This window comes from Prevotella sp. PTAC (genome assembly GCF_013166535.1).
Taxonomy (GTDB): Bacteria; Bacteroidota; Bacteroidia; order Bacteroidales; family Bacteroidaceae; genus Prevotella.
Genome location: NZ_JABKKK010000005.1, coordinates 1 through 17,015, shown reverse-complemented (window position 1 = coordinate 17,015; position 17,015 = coordinate 1). Strand labels below are relative to the sequence as shown.

Below are 17,015 nucleotides of genomic sequence, written 5' to 3'. Positions count from 1 at the left end.
AAAGCATTATGAATAAAAAAGTCGCATTAATCACAGGTGTCACAGGCCAGGACGGCTCTTACCTGTCTGAATTTCTAATAAAGAAAGGATACGATGTACATGGCATCATCCGCCGCAGCTCTGTAGATTACAGAGAACGGATTGCCCACCTTGAAGGTCATCCGCAGTTCCACCTGCACTATGCCGACATGGGTGACTCGATGTCTCTCGTGAAAGTGGTTGGCAAAGTACAACCGACCGAGATTTATAACCTTGCCGCCCAAAGTCACGTCCAGGTATCGTTCGATTCTCCTGAGTTCACCGCTGATGTTGATGCCACCGGCGTTCTTCGCGTTTTGGAAGCCGTTCGAGCCAATCATCTCGAACAAACATGCCGTATCTATCAGGCATCCACATCCGAACTATATGGAAAAGTAGAAGAGGTACCGCAAAACGAGAACACACCTTTCCACCCGTACTCTCCCTATGCCGTGGCAAAACTCTACGGTTTTTGGATTATCAAGGAATACCGGGAAGCATACAACATGTTCTGTTGTTCGGGAATACTGTTCAATCACGAGTCCGAACGCCGTGGCGAGACCTTCGTCACACGCAAGATAACCCTTGCCGCAGCACGTATCGCGCAAGGAAAACAAGAGAAATTATATCTCGGCAACCTGTCGTCACTTCGCGACTGGGGATATGCGAAAGATTATGTGGAGTGCATGTGGCTGATTCTTCAACACGACACCCCGGAAGATTTCGTAATAGCCACGGGCGTACAGCACTCGGTGCGTGAGTTCTGTCAATACGCTTTCAAGGCCGCAGGAATAGAACTGGAATTCAAAGGAGAAGGAATGGACGAGAAAGGGTACGACATCAAGACAGGCAAATGCCTCATCGAGGTGTCACCCGACTTTTACAGACCTACCGATGTCGTCAATCTTTGGGGCGACCCCTCAAAAGCCAAGAAAGAACTGGGCTGGGATCCGATGAAGACCACGTTTGAAGAGCTCGTCAACATAATGGTAAAGCATGACATGCAGAAAGTGGCGGCAGACCACGTGGCCAGCGTCATGAGAACAAACCTTGCCGAATATCTTGAAAAAGGAGTCGTGAAATAATGTTGGACAAGAACAGTAAGATATATATTGCGGGACACCACGGGCTTGTGGGTTCCGCAATTTGGAATAACCTGCATGCAAGAGGCTATAAAAATCTCATCGGCAGATCGCATAAAGAGCTCGACCTCACCGACCAGAAAGCCGTAAAAGAGTTTTTCGACAGTGAAAGGCCTGATGCCGTCGTGCTTGCGGCTGCATTCGTAGGCGGAATAATGGCAAACTCATTATACCGCGCCGACTTCATCATGCAAAACATGATGATGCAGTGCAACGTCATTGGAAACGCCTACTCACACGGTGTGAAGAAACTCCTTTTCCTCGGTTCAACGTGCATATATCCCAAAAACGCACCGCAACCGATGAAAGAAGACGCCCTCCTGACATCGCCACTCGAATACAGCAACGAGGAATATGCGATAGCAAAGATTGCCGGATTGAAGATGTGCGAGAGCTATAACCTGCAATACGGCACGAACTACATCGCCGTAATGCCGACCAACCTCTACGGGCCGAATGACAATTTCCACTTGGAAAACAGTCATGTGATGCCGGCAATGATGCGAAAAGTGTATCTGGCGAAACTCATACACGACAGTAATTGGGACGCCATCAAGACCGACATGGACAAGCGGCCGGTGGAAAGCGTCACTGGCAGCAACACAAAAGACGATATACTCGCCGTGCTCGCAAAATACGGTATCGGAGATAACAAGGTCGTACTATGGGGCACCGGCACTCCGCTGCGCGAGTTCCTGTGGAGCGAAGACATGGCGGATGCCAGCGTTCACGTGCTGCTCAACGTTGATTTCAAAGACATCATAGGCATAGAAAAATACTCATCTGTATTCCACGGAGCATCTGTCGACGGCGATGTAGACCGCAACAACAGCGAAGGGCGTGGCGGGGCGATACCGGCACTCGGCGAGATACGCAACTGCCACATCAATGTGGGCACAGGAAAAGAGCTTACCATACGCGAGTTATCGGAACTCGTGGTGAAAACGGTGGGCTTCGAGGGAGTCATTGAGTTTGACAGCTCTAAACCGGACGGCACTCCCCGCAAACTGATTGATGTCGAAAAACTGCACTCTCTCGGCTGGACACACAAGGTTGAGATTGAGGACGGAGTGCAAAAACTCTTCGATTGGTACAAAGACAGTCTGAAATAGCACCGGCAAAAGATTTATTTACGCATAAGACGAAAGTCCTGTCGCAAAGGTTATCTCAACCAAGACCACTGCGACAGGACTTTTTTATTAACGAAAAAGAATAAAAAAACGGAACAAGAAAACTCTAAGCCCATATTGCATGACAACAACAAGAAGTTGCCGTTGTCCGTTTTTTTACTATCTTTGCATACTGATGAACGGCTATTAATGGTCTGACGAAATGAAAACGCAGCTTTACAAACATATCATACACATACTATATACCGTGTCGGCTGTTGCTGCCATGTCGTTATTGCATGCATGCACCAACTACGAATATTGCCGGGATTTGCTCACGGCAGACAGCATCATGGCCGAAAATCCCGAAAAACCGGTATCCATGCTCGACTCGATGAGAGCCGAAATGCCGGCAGCTCCGGAGCATGAACGGATGTTATACGAGTTGCTGCGCGTCAAAGCTGCCGACAAGACATACATAACTCATAAGTCGGACAGCACAATAATGAAACTCGTAGACTACTACGAGAACGCCGGCGACACACGCTTTCTCCCCGAAGCATAACTATGCCGGAAGCATATACCGTGATTTGAACGACGCTCCACGCGCCATCGATTTCTATCAAAAGGCGGAAGATAAATTAAACAAAAACAGAAACTACCGGCTTTTAAGCAATATAAACGTACAGAAGGATATATTTTCAGCAAGCAATATCTTTACAAAGAAGCCCTGCAAGCACATCTCAAGGCATATAAATACGACAGTCTGTTGAAAGACATCGTAAATATTATATATAGTTTAATATCTGTGGCAAAGATACAAAATTTTGAAGCGGAATGCAAGTTTTAAGGAAAAAACCGGTAACTTTGTTCTTTTCAAAGCGACAATGACAACAGACGCACACTACAATGACTTCGGGACATGGATACGCTCAAAATTCCCGTTCAAAGTACAGAAAATATCCATCGACGCCGGATTCTCCTGCCCCAACAGAGACGGGCTTACAGGCCATGGCGGGTGCATATTCTGCGACAACCGTACCTTCAACCCGTCGTATTGCGACAAGAAAGACTCGATAAAGCTGCAACTCGAAGAGGGAAAGAAGTTTTTCGGAAGGAAATATCCCGACATGAAATATCTGGCTTATTTCCAGGCATATACGAATACTTATGCCCCTGTGGACAAGCTGAAAGAGCTGTATGAAGAGGCGCTGGGCACGGAAGATGTGGTGGGAATAGTAATCGGCACGCGCCCCGACTGCATGCCCACAGAACTGCTCGACTACCTGGAACAGCTCAGCCGGCAGACATTTCTCATCGTGGAATACGGCATAGAGTCGGCCAACAACGACACCCTGAAGCAGATAAACAGAGGCCACACGTTTGAATGCGCAAAGGAAACGATAGAGAGAACGGCAGAAAGAGGGATAACAACCGGCGGACATATCATCATAGGACTGCCTGGAGAAGACCGCGCCGAAAGTCTCAGACAAGCACCTTTAATATCGGACCTGCGTCTCGACATTCTTAAAATTCATCAGATGCAGATAATAAAAGGAACAAGACTGGCCGATATTTACGATAAAAAACCGTTTCATCTTTACACTGCCGGGGAATACGTAACACTTATATCGGAGTATATCAGTATGCTGAGAAGCGACCTGATACTGGAAAGATTTGTGTCGCAATCGCCCAAAGAACTGCTCGTCGCCCCGCAGTGGGGATTGAAAAACCACGAGTTTACCAACCTTCTGAACAATCATCTGAAAAGGAATAACATATTTCAGGGGCAAAAACATTACGGTCAATAGGTCGAGATATACGCACAATTGTCATGTCTGAGCAACTGTTCCAGAGTCACCTGCCTGTTCTTGTGCATGTATTTCTCCACCTTTGACACACATTTGCCTCCAAATACATTCCGCCTGACAATCTTGTTCGTCACCCACTGTATTTTCCCTATGTGCATATCATGAAGAGCATGGGATGTATCTTCCTCTGGAGAAACGGGAAAAAGACTGAGAACATAGAACATAACGCAATCAGGAACAATCATCGAGCGCACCATATGCTTGCGTTGCGACTCCGGATAATACTTATAATAAACAGGATACTTGGTACCCAAGTACTTATCCAGACATATGCCTATCATCCCATTGTTTACCACAATACTTTGGTCAAAAGCACCTATCTGGGTGTAGATTAAAGGTATCTTCATGTCTGGAAGTATGCTTTTCAAACGCCCGAAAGCATCTGACAAATCTTTGTCTATATCAGTCATATCGGCATATTGCTCCCCAACCTCACCCAAAACACCTTGGAGCGTGCTGTCCTGATAGTAATTCAAAAATCTGGCGTTTATCTGCGGCTCATTCACATAACCAATCCTCAACACATCCTCAATCAAAGTACATGTCTGCATTGGATATCCGGTATTCATCTGCTGCAATGCGGAAAAATCCCCTGTAGTGAGATATTTTGTCTCCACTTTGTCATATCGCTCCACCCGCAACAGCAAATCCGTATCACTGTCTCCCCATTTCATCTTCCACTCGCAACCTACACAAGTGAATAAAACGATAAGCAATATATAATATATCCTATGCACCTGATATTTGATTTCTATTCCTGGCTAAATCGTAAAGCTACCGCAAATATAGTAAAAAAATATTAAATACGGCACAATCCGCCGCTTTTTTAAAAGACATCGGCACCCGATTAAAATTTATGAAACCGAAAGATAGTGGTACATGCCAATACGTGGCATGTCAAGACTATGATTGTTACATACAGTTCAGATTGCAGGATCTACCATAATATCATTATGGATATATACGTTTTCCCATTTGCGAATCTCAGTCTTACAACATAAATAAAATAAAAAACTTTAAGAAACATTAGATAATACAAAAGTCACTAACAATCCACTATTCTGACACAAAACACCCAAACCAGTAAAATACTATATTAAGTTTAAAATATTACTTGTCTTCAACTCTAAGACTATAAATAAAACTAATTGTAGGCAAATGATAAGATATTAATGCTGAGTTGAACGGTTGTTTTCCTGTTCCTCATATATGATTTACATACATCGGGGAACGAGAATTGATGAAAACCGGCATTTATAATCTGCTATGATATTGCTCTGTCCGTATTATATCATAAGGAAACAAGTTTTTTATTATGCGGGTAGATATACGAATAAAAAAATCATTAACAAAGAAGTAAGCTAAAAAAAGTGAAAAAAGAACATACGAAACCTATTCCATTGTTTATTTCCGCAAAAACGAACTGGCTTTTCAAGCTATTTTCCTTAACTTTGTATTCTGATTAATACTAACTATTAAAGCATTTTATATAATTATGAAAAGAACTTTTCTTGTGACTGCATTGCTGACCGTCATGGCATCGGCGACAATGGCACAAAAAACATTCGACGTGAATGTAATCAACAAATCAAAGACAGACCGTAAGGCCGTTCCGGTGGTCTTGGACCTCAAAAAATACGGCATGGACGTTAAATCAGCCTTGGTACAGAGCGACGGCACTGAGATACCGTCTCAGCTCGATGATCTGAACGGCGACGGAATATTTGACGAGTTGTGCTTCATAACAGACATAAGCAAGAAAAGCGAGCTTAAGTTCAGCGTGCGACTGATGCCGGACGGCAAGCCCCGCGAGTACAAGCCGCAGGTATACGCCGAGATGCTGATGTCAAACAAAAAGGTGAAAAGTTCCAACAAGCAGAACCTTTACATTAGCAGCCTGACCGTAGACAACGGCACGAACCCATATTGGATGCTGCATCACCACGGCCCGGCATTCGAAAATGAAATGGTGGCGTACAGGATATACTTCGATCACCGCCAGACAGTAGACATATATGGCAAATACAAGAAAGGACTGGAACTGAAAGAGACACAGTTCTACCCCGACAAGGCTCAGAAAGCAGCCGGTTTCGGAGATGACATCCTGTGGGTCGGCGAGACACTCGGACTGGGAACGCTGCGCGGATGGAACGGCAACGCGCCCCAAATGCTCAAAGACGTAGACCACAGAACATTGCGCCTCGTGGCACGCGGACCGTTGCGCACCATTGTAGAAGTCATAGACAAAGGATGGAATACTATGAACCCGGGCAAAGACAAAATAGACATGACAATGAGATATACGCTCTACGCCGGAAGACGCGACTGTTTCGTGGACGTGAAGTTCAACAAACCGGTGCCGGAATACCAATTTGCCACCGGTATCATAAACGTTAAAAACTCGGTTGAGATGAGCGACAACAAAGGTCTGCGCGGTTGCTGGGGAACAGACTGGCCCGTATCCGAGAAAGACTCGGCCGGCCACAAGCGCGAGACCGTGGGTCTCGGCATCTGCATTCCTGCGGCAAACGTGATAAGCGAACTGCCCGCAAACAAGGACAACTACCCATACGTCATCGGAAACGCAACAGACGAGTTGCACTACAACATAACCTTCGGCTCTGCCAACGAGACTTTCGGTTTTCACAGTGCCGACGCATGGTTCGAGCATCTGAAAGCGTGGAAGAAAGAACTTGAAACTCCCATAGAAATCAAATGACAAGGAAAGAAAAGAGAATTATCCCAAAATATGAATTCGAGAAATACCATTATTATTAAGGTACTTCAAGCCTCGATAATTCTGGAATAAAATCCACACGGACACAAATAAACGTATCTTGAACGTTTCAATATACACAAGTACCGGACAATTAATTCAATAGGTCAAATCATAATGATTTGGCCTATTGAATTAATCCTGTTGAATATCAAACTCATACATAGGCGGGAACACCACACTAAATATAGTGGCATGTAGGAACCGGACAATTATATTTCACTAAAACAAGGTGTTAAATCCGTAATTCCATTATCATAAACCATCGGCAGTGTCCCACTATCCATCAGCCATGGGCAAATCGGAAAAACGCTTATATCCTTTAACATAATACTGCCAAAGAATAGAGAAATCAAACCTGCCTGGTATTTTTTTCACCATACATGCTTCCATTATGTGTTCCCTTTCGGCCTTGAAATCCTTTTTCCACCTGCCAAACTCCCTGCGGGCACGCAGCACGGCCATAAAATCCTTGGGACTGCGCTTCAGCAGCAACATCTCGAACGCCGCCAGATAGTCGAGTAACATACGAATACGCATCACACGTCTGATCTCTGCTTCCGGCAGACATTTATACAACATGGTAAGGTTATTCCTGAAATTAAGGTATGTCTTCATCGGATTACTCTTTGGAAGCGTTCCTCCACCCACATGATATACCTTGCTTTCCGGAATGCAATATATCCCCTTTCCGAGCATACGAAGACGCCAACACAGGTCTATCTCCTCGTTATGGGCAAAGAACCGGCCGTCAAGACCGCCAACAGTATTATAATCGTCGGCCCTCACCATCAACGCCGCTCCCGTGGCCCAAAAAATCTCAATATTGCCGTCATACTGCCCTTCATCACGCTCCACGGTGTCAAATATGCGTCCGCGACAGAAAGGATAGCCATACTTATCTATAAATCCGCCGCTCGCGCCGGCATATTCAAAAGTTCCCCTGTCGCATATGGACAGTAACTTGGGCTGGCATGCCGCAACATCAGGATGAGAATCCATGAAAGTGACAAGAGGACGAAGCCAGTTTTCCGTCACTTCAATATCTGAGTTGAGCAACAGATAGTACTCTGCATCTATCCCGGCCAAAGCCTTGTTATATCCCTCGGCAAAGCCCCAGTTTTTTTCAAGTTCTATTATCCTGCATTCGGAAAACTCATTGCGTAAAAGAGTCAACGAGTCATCGGAAGACTTGTTGTCGGCCACGTATACCGACACCCCATCTCCCGAATTTGCCAACACGGAAGGAAGATATTTCCTCAGCATATCAGCCCCATTCCAGTTGAGTATCACTATAGCTATTTTGTCCATATCCCATCAACCTTTAAGGCCGTTTTATCATGATTAAAATCACCAAGTCTCACTCTCATCAGCATATTGTCATATTCCGGCCTGGCATCGGCTGGAGAAAGCTCGACACGCACATAATTATCAGTAAACCCATGCATGGCTTTTCCACGAGGAGCTTTCTCAAACAAAACTTCGACCTCACGGCCTATATAACGCGAATAAAACGAACGGGTTTTCTCTTCCGACAGTTCGAGCAAACGCTTGCTACGCAGCTTCTTGGTTTTGTCGTCCACTATATACGGGATGCTCAAAGCCGATGTCCCAGGACGCTCGGAGTATGGAAACACATGCAACTGTGTCACATCAAGTGATTTCAGAAAACAGTAAGTTTCCTCAAAACACTCAGGAGTCTCCCCTCTGCATCCCACCATCACGTCTACCCCAATGAATGCGTCCGGCATGGCCTGCTTTATCTTAGCTATCTTATCCGCAAACAATGCGGTGTCATAATGACGGTGCATGAGTTTCAGCACCGTGTCACTGCCACTCTGCAACGGAATATGAAAATGAGGCATAAAAGCCCTGCTCGACGCACAATAGCCGATAAGTTCGTCTGAAAGCAAATCCGGTTCAAGGCTGCTTATCCTGAAACGTTTTATTCCATCAACTTTATCCAACGCCATGACAAGATCTGTGAAACTCTCGCCTGTCGTCTTGCCGAAATCTCCAATGTTCACACCCGTAAGCACAATCTCCCGCCCCCCGTCACGGGCAGCTTCCTCCGCTTGTGCCACAAGAGAGGCCACCGAGGGATTACGACTGAACCCTCGGGCATACGGAATGGTGCAGTAAGTGCAGAAATAATCACATCCGTCCTGCACTTTCAGGAAATATCGTGTGCGATTGCCACGCGAACAACTTGGGGCAAAACTCTTAATATCTTTTGTCTTAACTCTATGAAAACGGTGAAGACTCTCACACCCAGTATCACTCATAGCCAATCTACCACTCCACGCTTCAGATAGAAACTGTATAAGATTGGCTTTCTCATTTGAGCCAAGCACAAGATCCACGCCATCTATCTTGCTGACCGTCTCCGCCTCCAACTGTGCATAGCATCCGGTCACAACGACAAACGCGCCCGGATTGTTTCTCACAAGCCGGTGAATGGCCTGCCTGCATTTATGGTCTGCCACCTCTGTGACCGAACATGTGTTTATAAGACATAAATCAGCTTGTTCCCCCTTCTTCACCGTGCATACTCCCATATCCTGCAACATCTTACCAAATGTAGATGTCTCGGAGAAATTCAACTTGCACCCCAAAGTGAAATAAGCCGCTTTTTTGCCTTGAAAAGCTGATGTATCTATCATATATATAAAATAATGTATATCTTAAATCCTGTCGATGGGTCATTTAACCAAGACAAAGATACGCATTTTTTACCAATCAACATATAAATGATACTATTTATCACAAACAATCACAAATACATCATTTTTAACACTTCGCAACATACTGATTTTCAGTGCATTACCAAAAAGTTACAACTACAGGCATAAAAAAGTCATAAAAAAACAAACAACGTATCAAAAAAATGTATACCTTTGCAACGTTTTAATAAACAAATGATTGTTTTACAGAAATTAAAAAAGCAAAGAAAATGAAAAAATTAGTATTTATGTTTGTAGCTGTTGCAGCTATCTCTTTCGCATCTTGTGGTAACAAAACAAATCAGGCTGCTCCCGTAGATTCTGATACTGTTGTTGTTGACGTTGATAGCGCTGCTGTTGATACAGTTGCCGCTGATACAGTTGCCGCTGATACAGTTGCTTAATTGTTAGCTACAAACTAACTAAGAAAGAACAGAGAATCCGCTGAGTAGATGATACTCGGCGGATTTTTTATACCCGAGAACCCATTACCATCCACAAGACGAACTCTTCTTAACAGCAAGACAGATACTTATTCATCGGACAAAAAATCCTAATTCAAGACCCCAAAAATACTTCTACCAAGATTAAGAGTACCCCTTTTATAAATCAGAAGCATCGTATCCTAGCCTGAAGACAAATCACCAAATCCAACAGTACCGGCTTATTATATATAATTTATCGAATTTCCTCTCATTGAAAATGATTTCTGCAAGCAAATATAATTCATTAAAGACCGGGAAATAAATATCAGACTATAACAATACCGGTCATATCATAAAAAAAGTAGACAAAATCACAGCCACAATATAAACAGACATTATGAAATGAGTCAAAAAAAATCCCCGCCATCCTTTACGGTGACGGGGATTTTATCGTATAATAAAAATGATTTTGCTTTACAGCGAAAATTATTCTGCTTCCTGAGACTCAACTTCCTGAGCGGGAACTTCTGTAGAAACAGTCTCTGCCACTGGAGCTTCTTCTGCTTTCTCTGCTTGGGGAGCGTTCTCGGCTACAACCTTTACAGGCACCTCAACGGCCACTTCCTTATGGAAATGAACAGTAGCGATATAGTCGCCAACAGTCTTGATATCGCGCATTACAATAATCTTGCGGTCTATCTCATGTCCTAACTTCTTCAATTCCTCTGCTACATGAGCGGCATTTACAGAGCCGTAAGTCACACCTGTCGCACTTACCTTGGCGGTAATCACGAGAGCCACATCCTTAATTGCTTCCGCTTTTTTCTCGGCTTCCGCTTTCAAAGCTGCGATCTTGTGAGCCTGCTGTCTGAGGTTTTCAGCAAGAACTTTCTTTGCAGATGCCGAAGCGATGATAGCCTTGCCAGTGGGGATAAGGTAGTTACGACCGTATCCTGGCTTTACATCCACGATATCGTTCTTGAATCCAAGTCCGATTATATCTTCTTTTAATATTAATTCCATTCTGTCTCCTCCTTATTATTTCATCAAGTCAGTTACATAAGGCAGCAAAGCTATCTGACGTGCACGCTTTATAGCCTGAGCCACACGACGCTGATACTTCAAAGAAGTACCTGTGATACGACGGGGAAGAATCTTACCCTGCTCGTTAAGAAATTTCTTCAGGAATTCAGGATCCTTATAGTCGATATACTTTATACCGCTCTTCTTGAAACGGCAATACTTCTTTTTCTTTGTGTCCACTGAGGGCGGAGTCAAATATCTGATTTCTGATTCTTGTGCCATTGCTTATGCCTCCTCTTTTTTACCTGTTTTGTTTCTTCTCTTCTCAGCATACTGTGCAGCATACTTATCGAGTTTTACCGTCATGTAACGGATCACTTTCTCATCGCGGCGATAGGCCACATCAAGAGTCTTGATTACTGTCGGCTCTGCCTTGAACTCCACCAAGCAATAGAAGCCGGTAGATTTCTTCTGAATAGCATAAGCCATCTTCTTCAATCCCCAAGCCTCCTCGTTCAAGATTTCCGCACCGTTGTCGGTGAGAACCTTCTTGAATTTAGCGACCGTTTCCTTCATCTGTTCATCAGACAAAACGGGAGTCAAAATGAAAACGGTTTCGTATTGATTCATACTGTTTAAATAAAAAAATTAAATGTTAATTTGCAAAATTGCGGTGCAAAGTTACTAAATATTATTGAATAACAAGCACCTGATTACGAATTATTTTATTATTTTTGCCGCTAAATTCGGCTTTTTACATGAATAAATATATAAAACATGCAGGTATCGTGCTTTTGTCGGCAGGTGTTTTATTACTCGCCGTAAAAGATAAAGTCTTTTCGTCAGACGACAATGGAATACTTTTGGCGGCATTGTCACTAATAGCGGCAGGTATAATAATACATGTAGCGTTCATGAAAAACGGCAGCAAATACTGAAAAATCTGCCGCTAAACGGAATACATAGAAAATGCCGCAGGTCAGACAAGCTTACCTGCGGCATTACATTTTATCTATTCTATCGGCTTAAATGAAGCTGCATCCCGCTTACTCTTCCGGAGTAATCAATTTATAACCCTTGCCGTGAATGTTTATGATTTCTATCTGATCATCGTCTTTCAAGTGCTTGCGCAGTTTGGTGATATACACATCCATTGAGCGTGCGTTGAAATAATTGTCATCGATCCAGATAGTCTTCAAAGCGAAATCGCGTTGCAAAATCTCATTGGCATGGCTGCAAAGAAGCGCAAGCAGTTCGTTCTCCTTGGTTGTCAGCTTTGTCTGCTTGTCACCGATACACAGCAATTGCTTCTGTGTGTCGAACGTGAATCGGCCGATGTGATATACCGAGCTTTCCTTGTTCTTCTTTCCACGCACACGACGTAGAATAGCCTCTATACGGAACACCAGTTCTTCCATAGAGAACGGTTTTGTTATATAGTCATCCGCACCTATCTTAAATCCCTCGAGAATATCCTCTTTCAGTGTCTTGGCTGTAAGGAATATTATCGGTATCTCGGCATTGGCCGAACGTATCTCCTGCGCCAGCGTGAAACCGTCTTTCTTAGGCATCATCACGTCAAGCACGCAAATATCAAACTTGCTCTTCAAGAATGCCTTGTATCCGGCCTCTCCGTCGGGACACAACTCTGCCGAGTAGCCCTTTGCAGCCAAATACTCACGAAGCAACATTCCCAAGTTCTCATCGTCTTCACAAAGAAGAATCTTCAAATTTTCATCCATAATCATAAAATTTTTAATGGTTTGATGATAATATTATTTTTTCTCTCATTTATCGTTTTTTATTATCGGAAGCGATATTACAAACGTTGTACCGTTGCCATACTCGCTTTCAACCGAAATCTCTCCCTGATGCATGTCCACCATCTTTTTCACATAGGCCAGACCAAGGCCGAATCCCTTGACATCATGCCTGTTTCCGGTGTGGACCCTGTAAAACTTATCGAATATCTTTTTCAGATTATCCCGTTTTATTCCGATACCGGTATCCCGAACCGACAGGTAAAGGCGGTTGGCATCGTTCCATGTCTTTAGATATATGTCGAGCGGCCTGTTGGGGTCACAATACTTCACGGCATTGTCCATCAGGTTGAAAATCACGTTCTGGAAGTGCATCTCATCCACGTATATGGTCGAGTAGACCGCTTCTATCTGTGTATATATCTTACCTCCGGTATGCTCCACACGCAGAGAAAATGAGTGTGCCGCGCTCTCCACCAGCTCGTTCAGGTCGAGCTCCTTCTTTTTGAGTACCGCCTTCTTGCGCTCGAACATCGACATCTGCAACACCTTTTCGACAAGAAACCTCAGACGCTTCGACTCGTCGTTAATCACTCCTCCCAAATGTTTGAGCATCCTCGGACTCTTCGATATGCTTTCGTCGTTCAGCATCTGCGCCGCGAGCGAAATGCTCGCTATCGGTGTCTTCAATTCATGCGTCATATTGTTTATAAAGTCGTTCTTTATCTCCGAATAGCGCTTCTGGCGGAAAGTGAGCACTATCGTGAGCACAAACGTTATCAAAAGTACCCCCGTGAAGACTATCGAAGGTATCATGAACCTCACACTCGAAAATATATAGTTGTTTATTCCGGGAAAGTGTATTGTCACAAGTCCCATGTTAGACGAGGGGTCATTGCGGAAAAGCACGTGCGAATAGCTGTTTTCCTTGCCTTCGTCCGTATAGTCGAGACAACGGTATATCTCACGCCCGTCCGACATAGAGACCGTAAAATGATAAGGTATGCTTATTCCGTTGTTGAGCAGCTCGGTTCTAATGTCACGGTCGAGCAACTTGAAGTTCACACGCTCTTTCAGCGAACGCTCGCTTGCCGTGTACAATATATTATATACCACCTCATCGAGCAGTGCCTTCTGGTACACATACCTGTTTCTGACAACTTCACGCAACGATTCCGACACGGCGAAATGCTCGTCTTTTTCGGGTCGCAATATCATCGCTTTAGGAACAGACGATGGACTTGTCGCTATCGTCTTCAACTGGAACGAAGGATATACGGCACCGGTCTTGCCTGTCAGTGTATACTGCCGGGGCGGAACCACCGAACCGGCCTTGCCGCTACGACTCAGCCTTGCCGAATCGCGACGGAATGTTCTGCGCTCAGTATCATTGACATCCCGCTCAAGAAAACGCAGCGTCTCTGTGAGTTCCAGATTTCGCGATGCCTGATACAGACTGCGATTTACAGACTCATCAAACTGCTCCTTCTTCATCTTTGCCATATCCTCTATATATGACAGTTGCATGAAGAGTAGTCCGAGGAACGAAAATCCCATCACTATCGCTATTGTCCATATCGTTGATTTCTTCATGTCGGCAAAGGTATATGTTTTTATCGCAAGTCAAAATATTTTAGTTAAAACATTTCTTTAATTTTTATCTTATTAACCCAAAAACAGCATTTTAATTATAAATAATAAACTAAAACCAGTTAAAAACACTTGTTTTTATTTATCAAAAAAAATCCTTAGCCATACCGGAAAGACAAGTTCTTCGCTGTGTATTCCATATAAAGACATGAGCAAATACACGTAACTAAATAAAAACGGTTGTCATGAATAATATTTACAAAAAGCCTTTTATATTTCAATCATTTAAAATTTAAAAAAACGACGGCCTGAAATATCTCCGTATTTTCTATCCACACACAACAACCTGAATATCAACACTATACATCAAAAGCATTTACGTCACTGTCATATTTGAATTCTCCGGCATGAGCCATTTTTGCATTTAGATGCCCGTTGCCCTGCATTTAGCCGCCCGTTGGATTGCAACGGGCGGCTAAACGGCGTGCAATCACCTGCCAAACACTCTCCAACGGGTATCCCGTTGCAGGTAAAATCATCTTCCCGGCACAATGTGACAACCACGATATCGTATCGCATATCGCAATGTATATACAGTTGATTTTCTATTTCACAAAAATTGAAAGCACGTTTTTTATGATATTATCATTACACAATCAAGGCGTCCACACCGCCACTTTACCTCCAGACACAAGGAACATGCCGTTACCGTCGGCATCGATAGTCACTTCTTCCGTCCGGTTTCCTGTAACTTCACGCCATACCTCTCCGGCATGCTGTACTCCCACATTCATCAGCTTCTCGCCATCCTCTCCGTTAGATATCAGCAACGCAAGGCCTGAGCCAGGTTTATCCTCCACTCCCTGGCGAGTGATACCGATCGTACACGGATAATCAAAATAATCAGTCTGCATGCCATGTGCACACCTCCTGCGCACCGACAGCAGTGCGTCTATCACCTCCCTATGTGGCGACGCGTTTCCTGACATTCCGTAATAGTCGCCATAGAATACACACGGATAGCCGTTTTCCATCAACAATATCAGGGCGTATGCCGAAGGCTTGAACCAATCATCTATACAGGATTCCAACGAACTGCCCGGTTGCGAATCATGATTATCGACAAATGTCACCGCCAGCTCCGGATGACGAGACACGAGAGTGCCGTCGAGAAGGGTGCGCAAATCATAGTCAGCCCCCTCTTTCGAGGCCTTGCTCATATTATAATGCAGGCATACGTCGAAAAGATCTATTCCATATCCTACATTGGCCAAATAACCTTCCAACGTGTCTATATCGTCTATCCAATATTCTCCGACGGCATAGAAGTCTTTTCCACACTCGGCTCTCACGGCTTCGAGAAACCGCTTCACAAACCTGTCGTTCATGTGTTTCACGGCATCAAGACGCATTCCGTCAAGTTTCATCTCCTTTGTCACCCATACTCCCCAACGGTTCAACTCGGCTATAACATCGGGATGGTCAAGATCGATATCTGAAAACATAAGATAATCATAATTTCCGTTTTCGCAATCCACTCCGACGCTCCACGCCTTGCCGTAACTAACAATCTGGTATATTCCCGTCTTTTTATCCCGCTCGTTATAGTCGGTACCGGAAAAATGGAACCAATGCCATTTAAAGCCGGAATACTGTTCACCTCGTCCCGGAAAATCAAATCCGGTCCAACAGTCTATTTCATACGGCTCGCAAAGCGGCTGGTCACGGTCGTCGGGATCAACAAGGCGGGCCATGCAGGTTTCCACACGATCGGCTCCCGCCTTATGGTTCATCACCGCATCCAGATATACGGATATGCCGCATTCATGCAAAGCGTCTATCATCTCTCTCATTTCCTCCTTCGTACCGTATTTCGTGCGCACTGTCCCTTTCTGGTCGAACTCTCCCAGGTCATACAGGTCGTAAGTGCCGTAACCCACGTCTTCGCTTCCGCAGCCCTTGTATGCCGGCGGTATCCATACAGCGGTAACTCCTATGTCATGCAAATGACGGGCATCTTCTTTCAACTGTTTCCACAATTCTCCGTTGTCCGGCAAATTCCATTCGAAATATTGCATCATTACTCCATTTTTCATAGTACATTGATTTTAATATGTTACACATTATTATATAATACACAAGGGAATGTCCCAACGATAACCGACGGTCGCACAAAAACACACCGGCAGATATCACAGGTACAAATATATCCCGAAACAGCCTTACATACTAAAAACAACGAGATAAAAAAGCATAACGGATGTTACGTCTTAATCCTTTTTCATAAGAAAAAACCATTGGACGCCTCTTTTTCAGAAACCGAAAAACAAATTAACGCACCACAAAAGCGCAATTGTTGTATGGACGTTAAGATCAACGACAAAATAAAATCTCCGCAAGCCGACATGCTTGCGGAGATTTTATTGCTATAAAAACTATATGTTTATCACTTCGTGTAAAGAGCCACTATCGTCTCATACTTCTCCTGCTTGCCGCTCGTCTGCTTAGGCTCCTCGACCTGCCTGCCATACTCGTAGATCTGCTCAAGAGTAAGACGGCCGTCCTCGAAGTCCTTGCC

The 17,015-nt window shown here is 44.3% G+C and carries 16 protein-coding genes; 7 read left to right on the top strand and 9 right to left on the bottom strand.

Annotated elements, in window-relative coordinates:
- The first annotated feature begins 8 nt into the window (after positions 1 to 8).
- The 4 genes from gmd to HPS53_RS04575 all read left to right on the top strand — a co-directional run bounded on the left by gmd (position 9) and on the right by HPS53_RS04575 (position 4,080).
- Complete coding sequence (gmd, locus tag HPS53_RS04590) at positions 9 to 1,103, top strand: GDP-mannose 4,6-dehydratase (protein ID WP_172204697.1); 1,095 nt, start codon at positions 9 to 11, stop codon at positions 1,101 to 1,103.
- Positions 1,103 to 2,272 carry a GDP-L-fucose synthase gene (locus HPS53_RS04585; RefSeq protein WP_172204695.1) on the top strand — a complete coding sequence of 390 codons (1,170 nt, stop codon included), beginning with the start codon at positions 1,103 to 1,105 and terminating at the stop codon, positions 2,270 to 2,272. The genes gmd and HPS53_RS04585 overlap by 1 nt, the downstream gene beginning before the upstream one ends.
- A gap of 220 nt (positions 2,273 to 2,492) precedes the next feature.
- Positions 2,493 to 2,834, top strand: a complete 342-nt coding sequence (locus tag HPS53_RS04580; RefSeq protein ID WP_172204693.1) for a hypothetical protein — start codon at positions 2,493 to 2,495, stop codon at positions 2,832 to 2,834.
- 322 nt (positions 2,835 to 3,156) lie between these two features.
- On the top strand, positions 3,157 to 4,080 hold the full coding sequence (locus HPS53_RS04575; RefSeq protein WP_172204691.1) for a TIGR01212 family radical SAM protein: 924 nt from the start codon (positions 3,157 to 3,159) through the stop codon (positions 4,078 to 4,080).
- Here the strand turns inward: HPS53_RS04575 and HPS53_RS04570 are convergent.
- A complete protein-coding gene (locus HPS53_RS04570) occupies positions 4,074 to 4,877 on the bottom strand; it encodes a gliding motility protein GldB (RefSeq protein WP_104368966.1) in 804 nt (267 codons plus the stop codon). The two genes, HPS53_RS04575 and HPS53_RS04570, sit on opposite strands and share 7 nt — an antisense overlap.
- Positions 4,878 to 5,635: 758 nt before the next feature.
- On the opposite strand from HPS53_RS04570, the gene HPS53_RS04565 reads away from it, so the two are divergent.
- On the top strand, positions 5,636 to 6,859 hold the full coding sequence (locus HPS53_RS04565) for a DUF4861 domain-containing protein (protein ID WP_104368965.1): 1,224 nt from the start codon (positions 5,636 to 5,638) through the stop codon (positions 6,857 to 6,859).
- Positions 6,860 to 7,195: 336 nt separating this feature from the next.
- Here the strand turns inward: HPS53_RS04565 and HPS53_RS04560 are convergent, their stop codons facing one another.
- Together HPS53_RS04560 and mtaB are read right to left on the bottom strand one after the other, a co-directional pair.
- Entirely contained in the window at positions 7,196 to 8,227 is a 1,032-nt protein-coding gene (locus HPS53_RS04560; RefSeq protein WP_172204689.1) for a glycosyltransferase family 2 protein, read from the bottom strand.
- A complete protein-coding gene (mtaB, locus tag HPS53_RS04555) occupies positions 8,215 to 9,579 on the bottom strand; it encodes a tRNA (N(6)-L-threonylcarbamoyladenosine(37)-C(2))-methylthiotransferase MtaB (RefSeq protein WP_172204687.1) in 1,365 nt (454 codons plus the stop codon). The genes HPS53_RS04560 and mtaB overlap by 13 nt, the downstream gene beginning before the upstream one ends.
- A 290-nt stretch (positions 9,580 to 9,869) precedes the next feature.
- On the opposite strand from mtaB, the gene HPS53_RS04550 reads away from it, so the two are divergent.
- Positions 9,870 to 10,043, top strand: coding sequence for a hypothetical protein (locus HPS53_RS04550; protein WP_172204685.1), 174 nt, complete (start codon positions 9,870 to 9,872; stop codon positions 10,041 to 10,043).
- Between the two features lie 507 nt (positions 10,044 to 10,550).
- Here the strand turns inward: HPS53_RS04550 and rplI are convergent.
- The 3 genes from rplI to rpsF are packed head-to-tail and all read right to left on the bottom strand — an operon-like array spanning position 10,551 to position 11,717.
- Complete coding sequence (gene rplI / locus HPS53_RS04545; protein ID WP_172204683.1) at positions 10,551 to 11,087, bottom strand: 50S ribosomal protein L9; 537 nt, start codon at positions 11,085 to 11,087, stop codon at positions 10,551 to 10,553.
- Positions 11,088 to 11,102: 15 nt separating this feature from the next.
- A complete protein-coding gene (rpsR, locus tag HPS53_RS04540) occupies positions 11,103 to 11,369 on the bottom strand; it encodes a 30S ribosomal protein S18 (RefSeq protein WP_104368783.1) in 267 nt (88 codons plus the stop codon).
- Between the two features lie 3 nt (positions 11,370 to 11,372).
- Positions 11,373 to 11,717, bottom strand: coding sequence for a 30S ribosomal protein S6 (rpsF, locus tag HPS53_RS04535; protein ID WP_104368782.1), 345 nt, complete (start codon positions 11,715 to 11,717; stop codon positions 11,373 to 11,375).
- Positions 11,718 to 11,845: 128 nt separating this feature from the next.
- On the opposite strand from rpsF, the gene HPS53_RS04530 reads away from it, so the two are divergent.
- Positions 11,846 to 12,025, top strand: a complete 180-nt coding sequence (locus HPS53_RS04530; protein WP_172204681.1) for a hypothetical protein — start codon at positions 11,846 to 11,848, stop codon at positions 12,023 to 12,025.
- Positions 12,026 to 12,133: 108 nt separating this feature from the next.
- On the opposite strand, the gene HPS53_RS04525 is transcribed toward HPS53_RS04530, so the two are convergent.
- The 3 genes from HPS53_RS04525 to HPS53_RS04515 form a co-directional block, all read right to left on the bottom strand.
- Positions 12,134 to 12,829 carry a response regulator transcription factor gene (locus HPS53_RS04525; protein WP_104368780.1) on the bottom strand — a complete coding sequence of 232 codons (696 nt, stop codon included), beginning with the start codon at positions 12,827 to 12,829 and terminating at the stop codon, positions 12,134 to 12,136.
- A 45-nt stretch (positions 12,830 to 12,874) separates the two neighbouring features.
- Positions 12,875 to 14,440: a sensor histidine kinase KdpD gene (locus tag HPS53_RS04520; RefSeq protein WP_172204679.1), complete on the bottom strand. Its 1,566-nt coding sequence runs from the start codon at positions 14,438 to 14,440 to the stop codon at positions 12,875 to 12,877.
- Between the two features lie 653 nt (positions 14,441 to 15,093).
- On the bottom strand, positions 15,094 to 16,533 hold the full coding sequence (locus HPS53_RS04515; protein ID WP_172204677.1) for an alpha-amylase: 1,440 nt from the start codon (positions 16,531 to 16,533) through the stop codon (positions 15,094 to 15,096).
- Between the last annotated feature and the right edge of the window lie 482 nt (positions 16,534 to 17,015).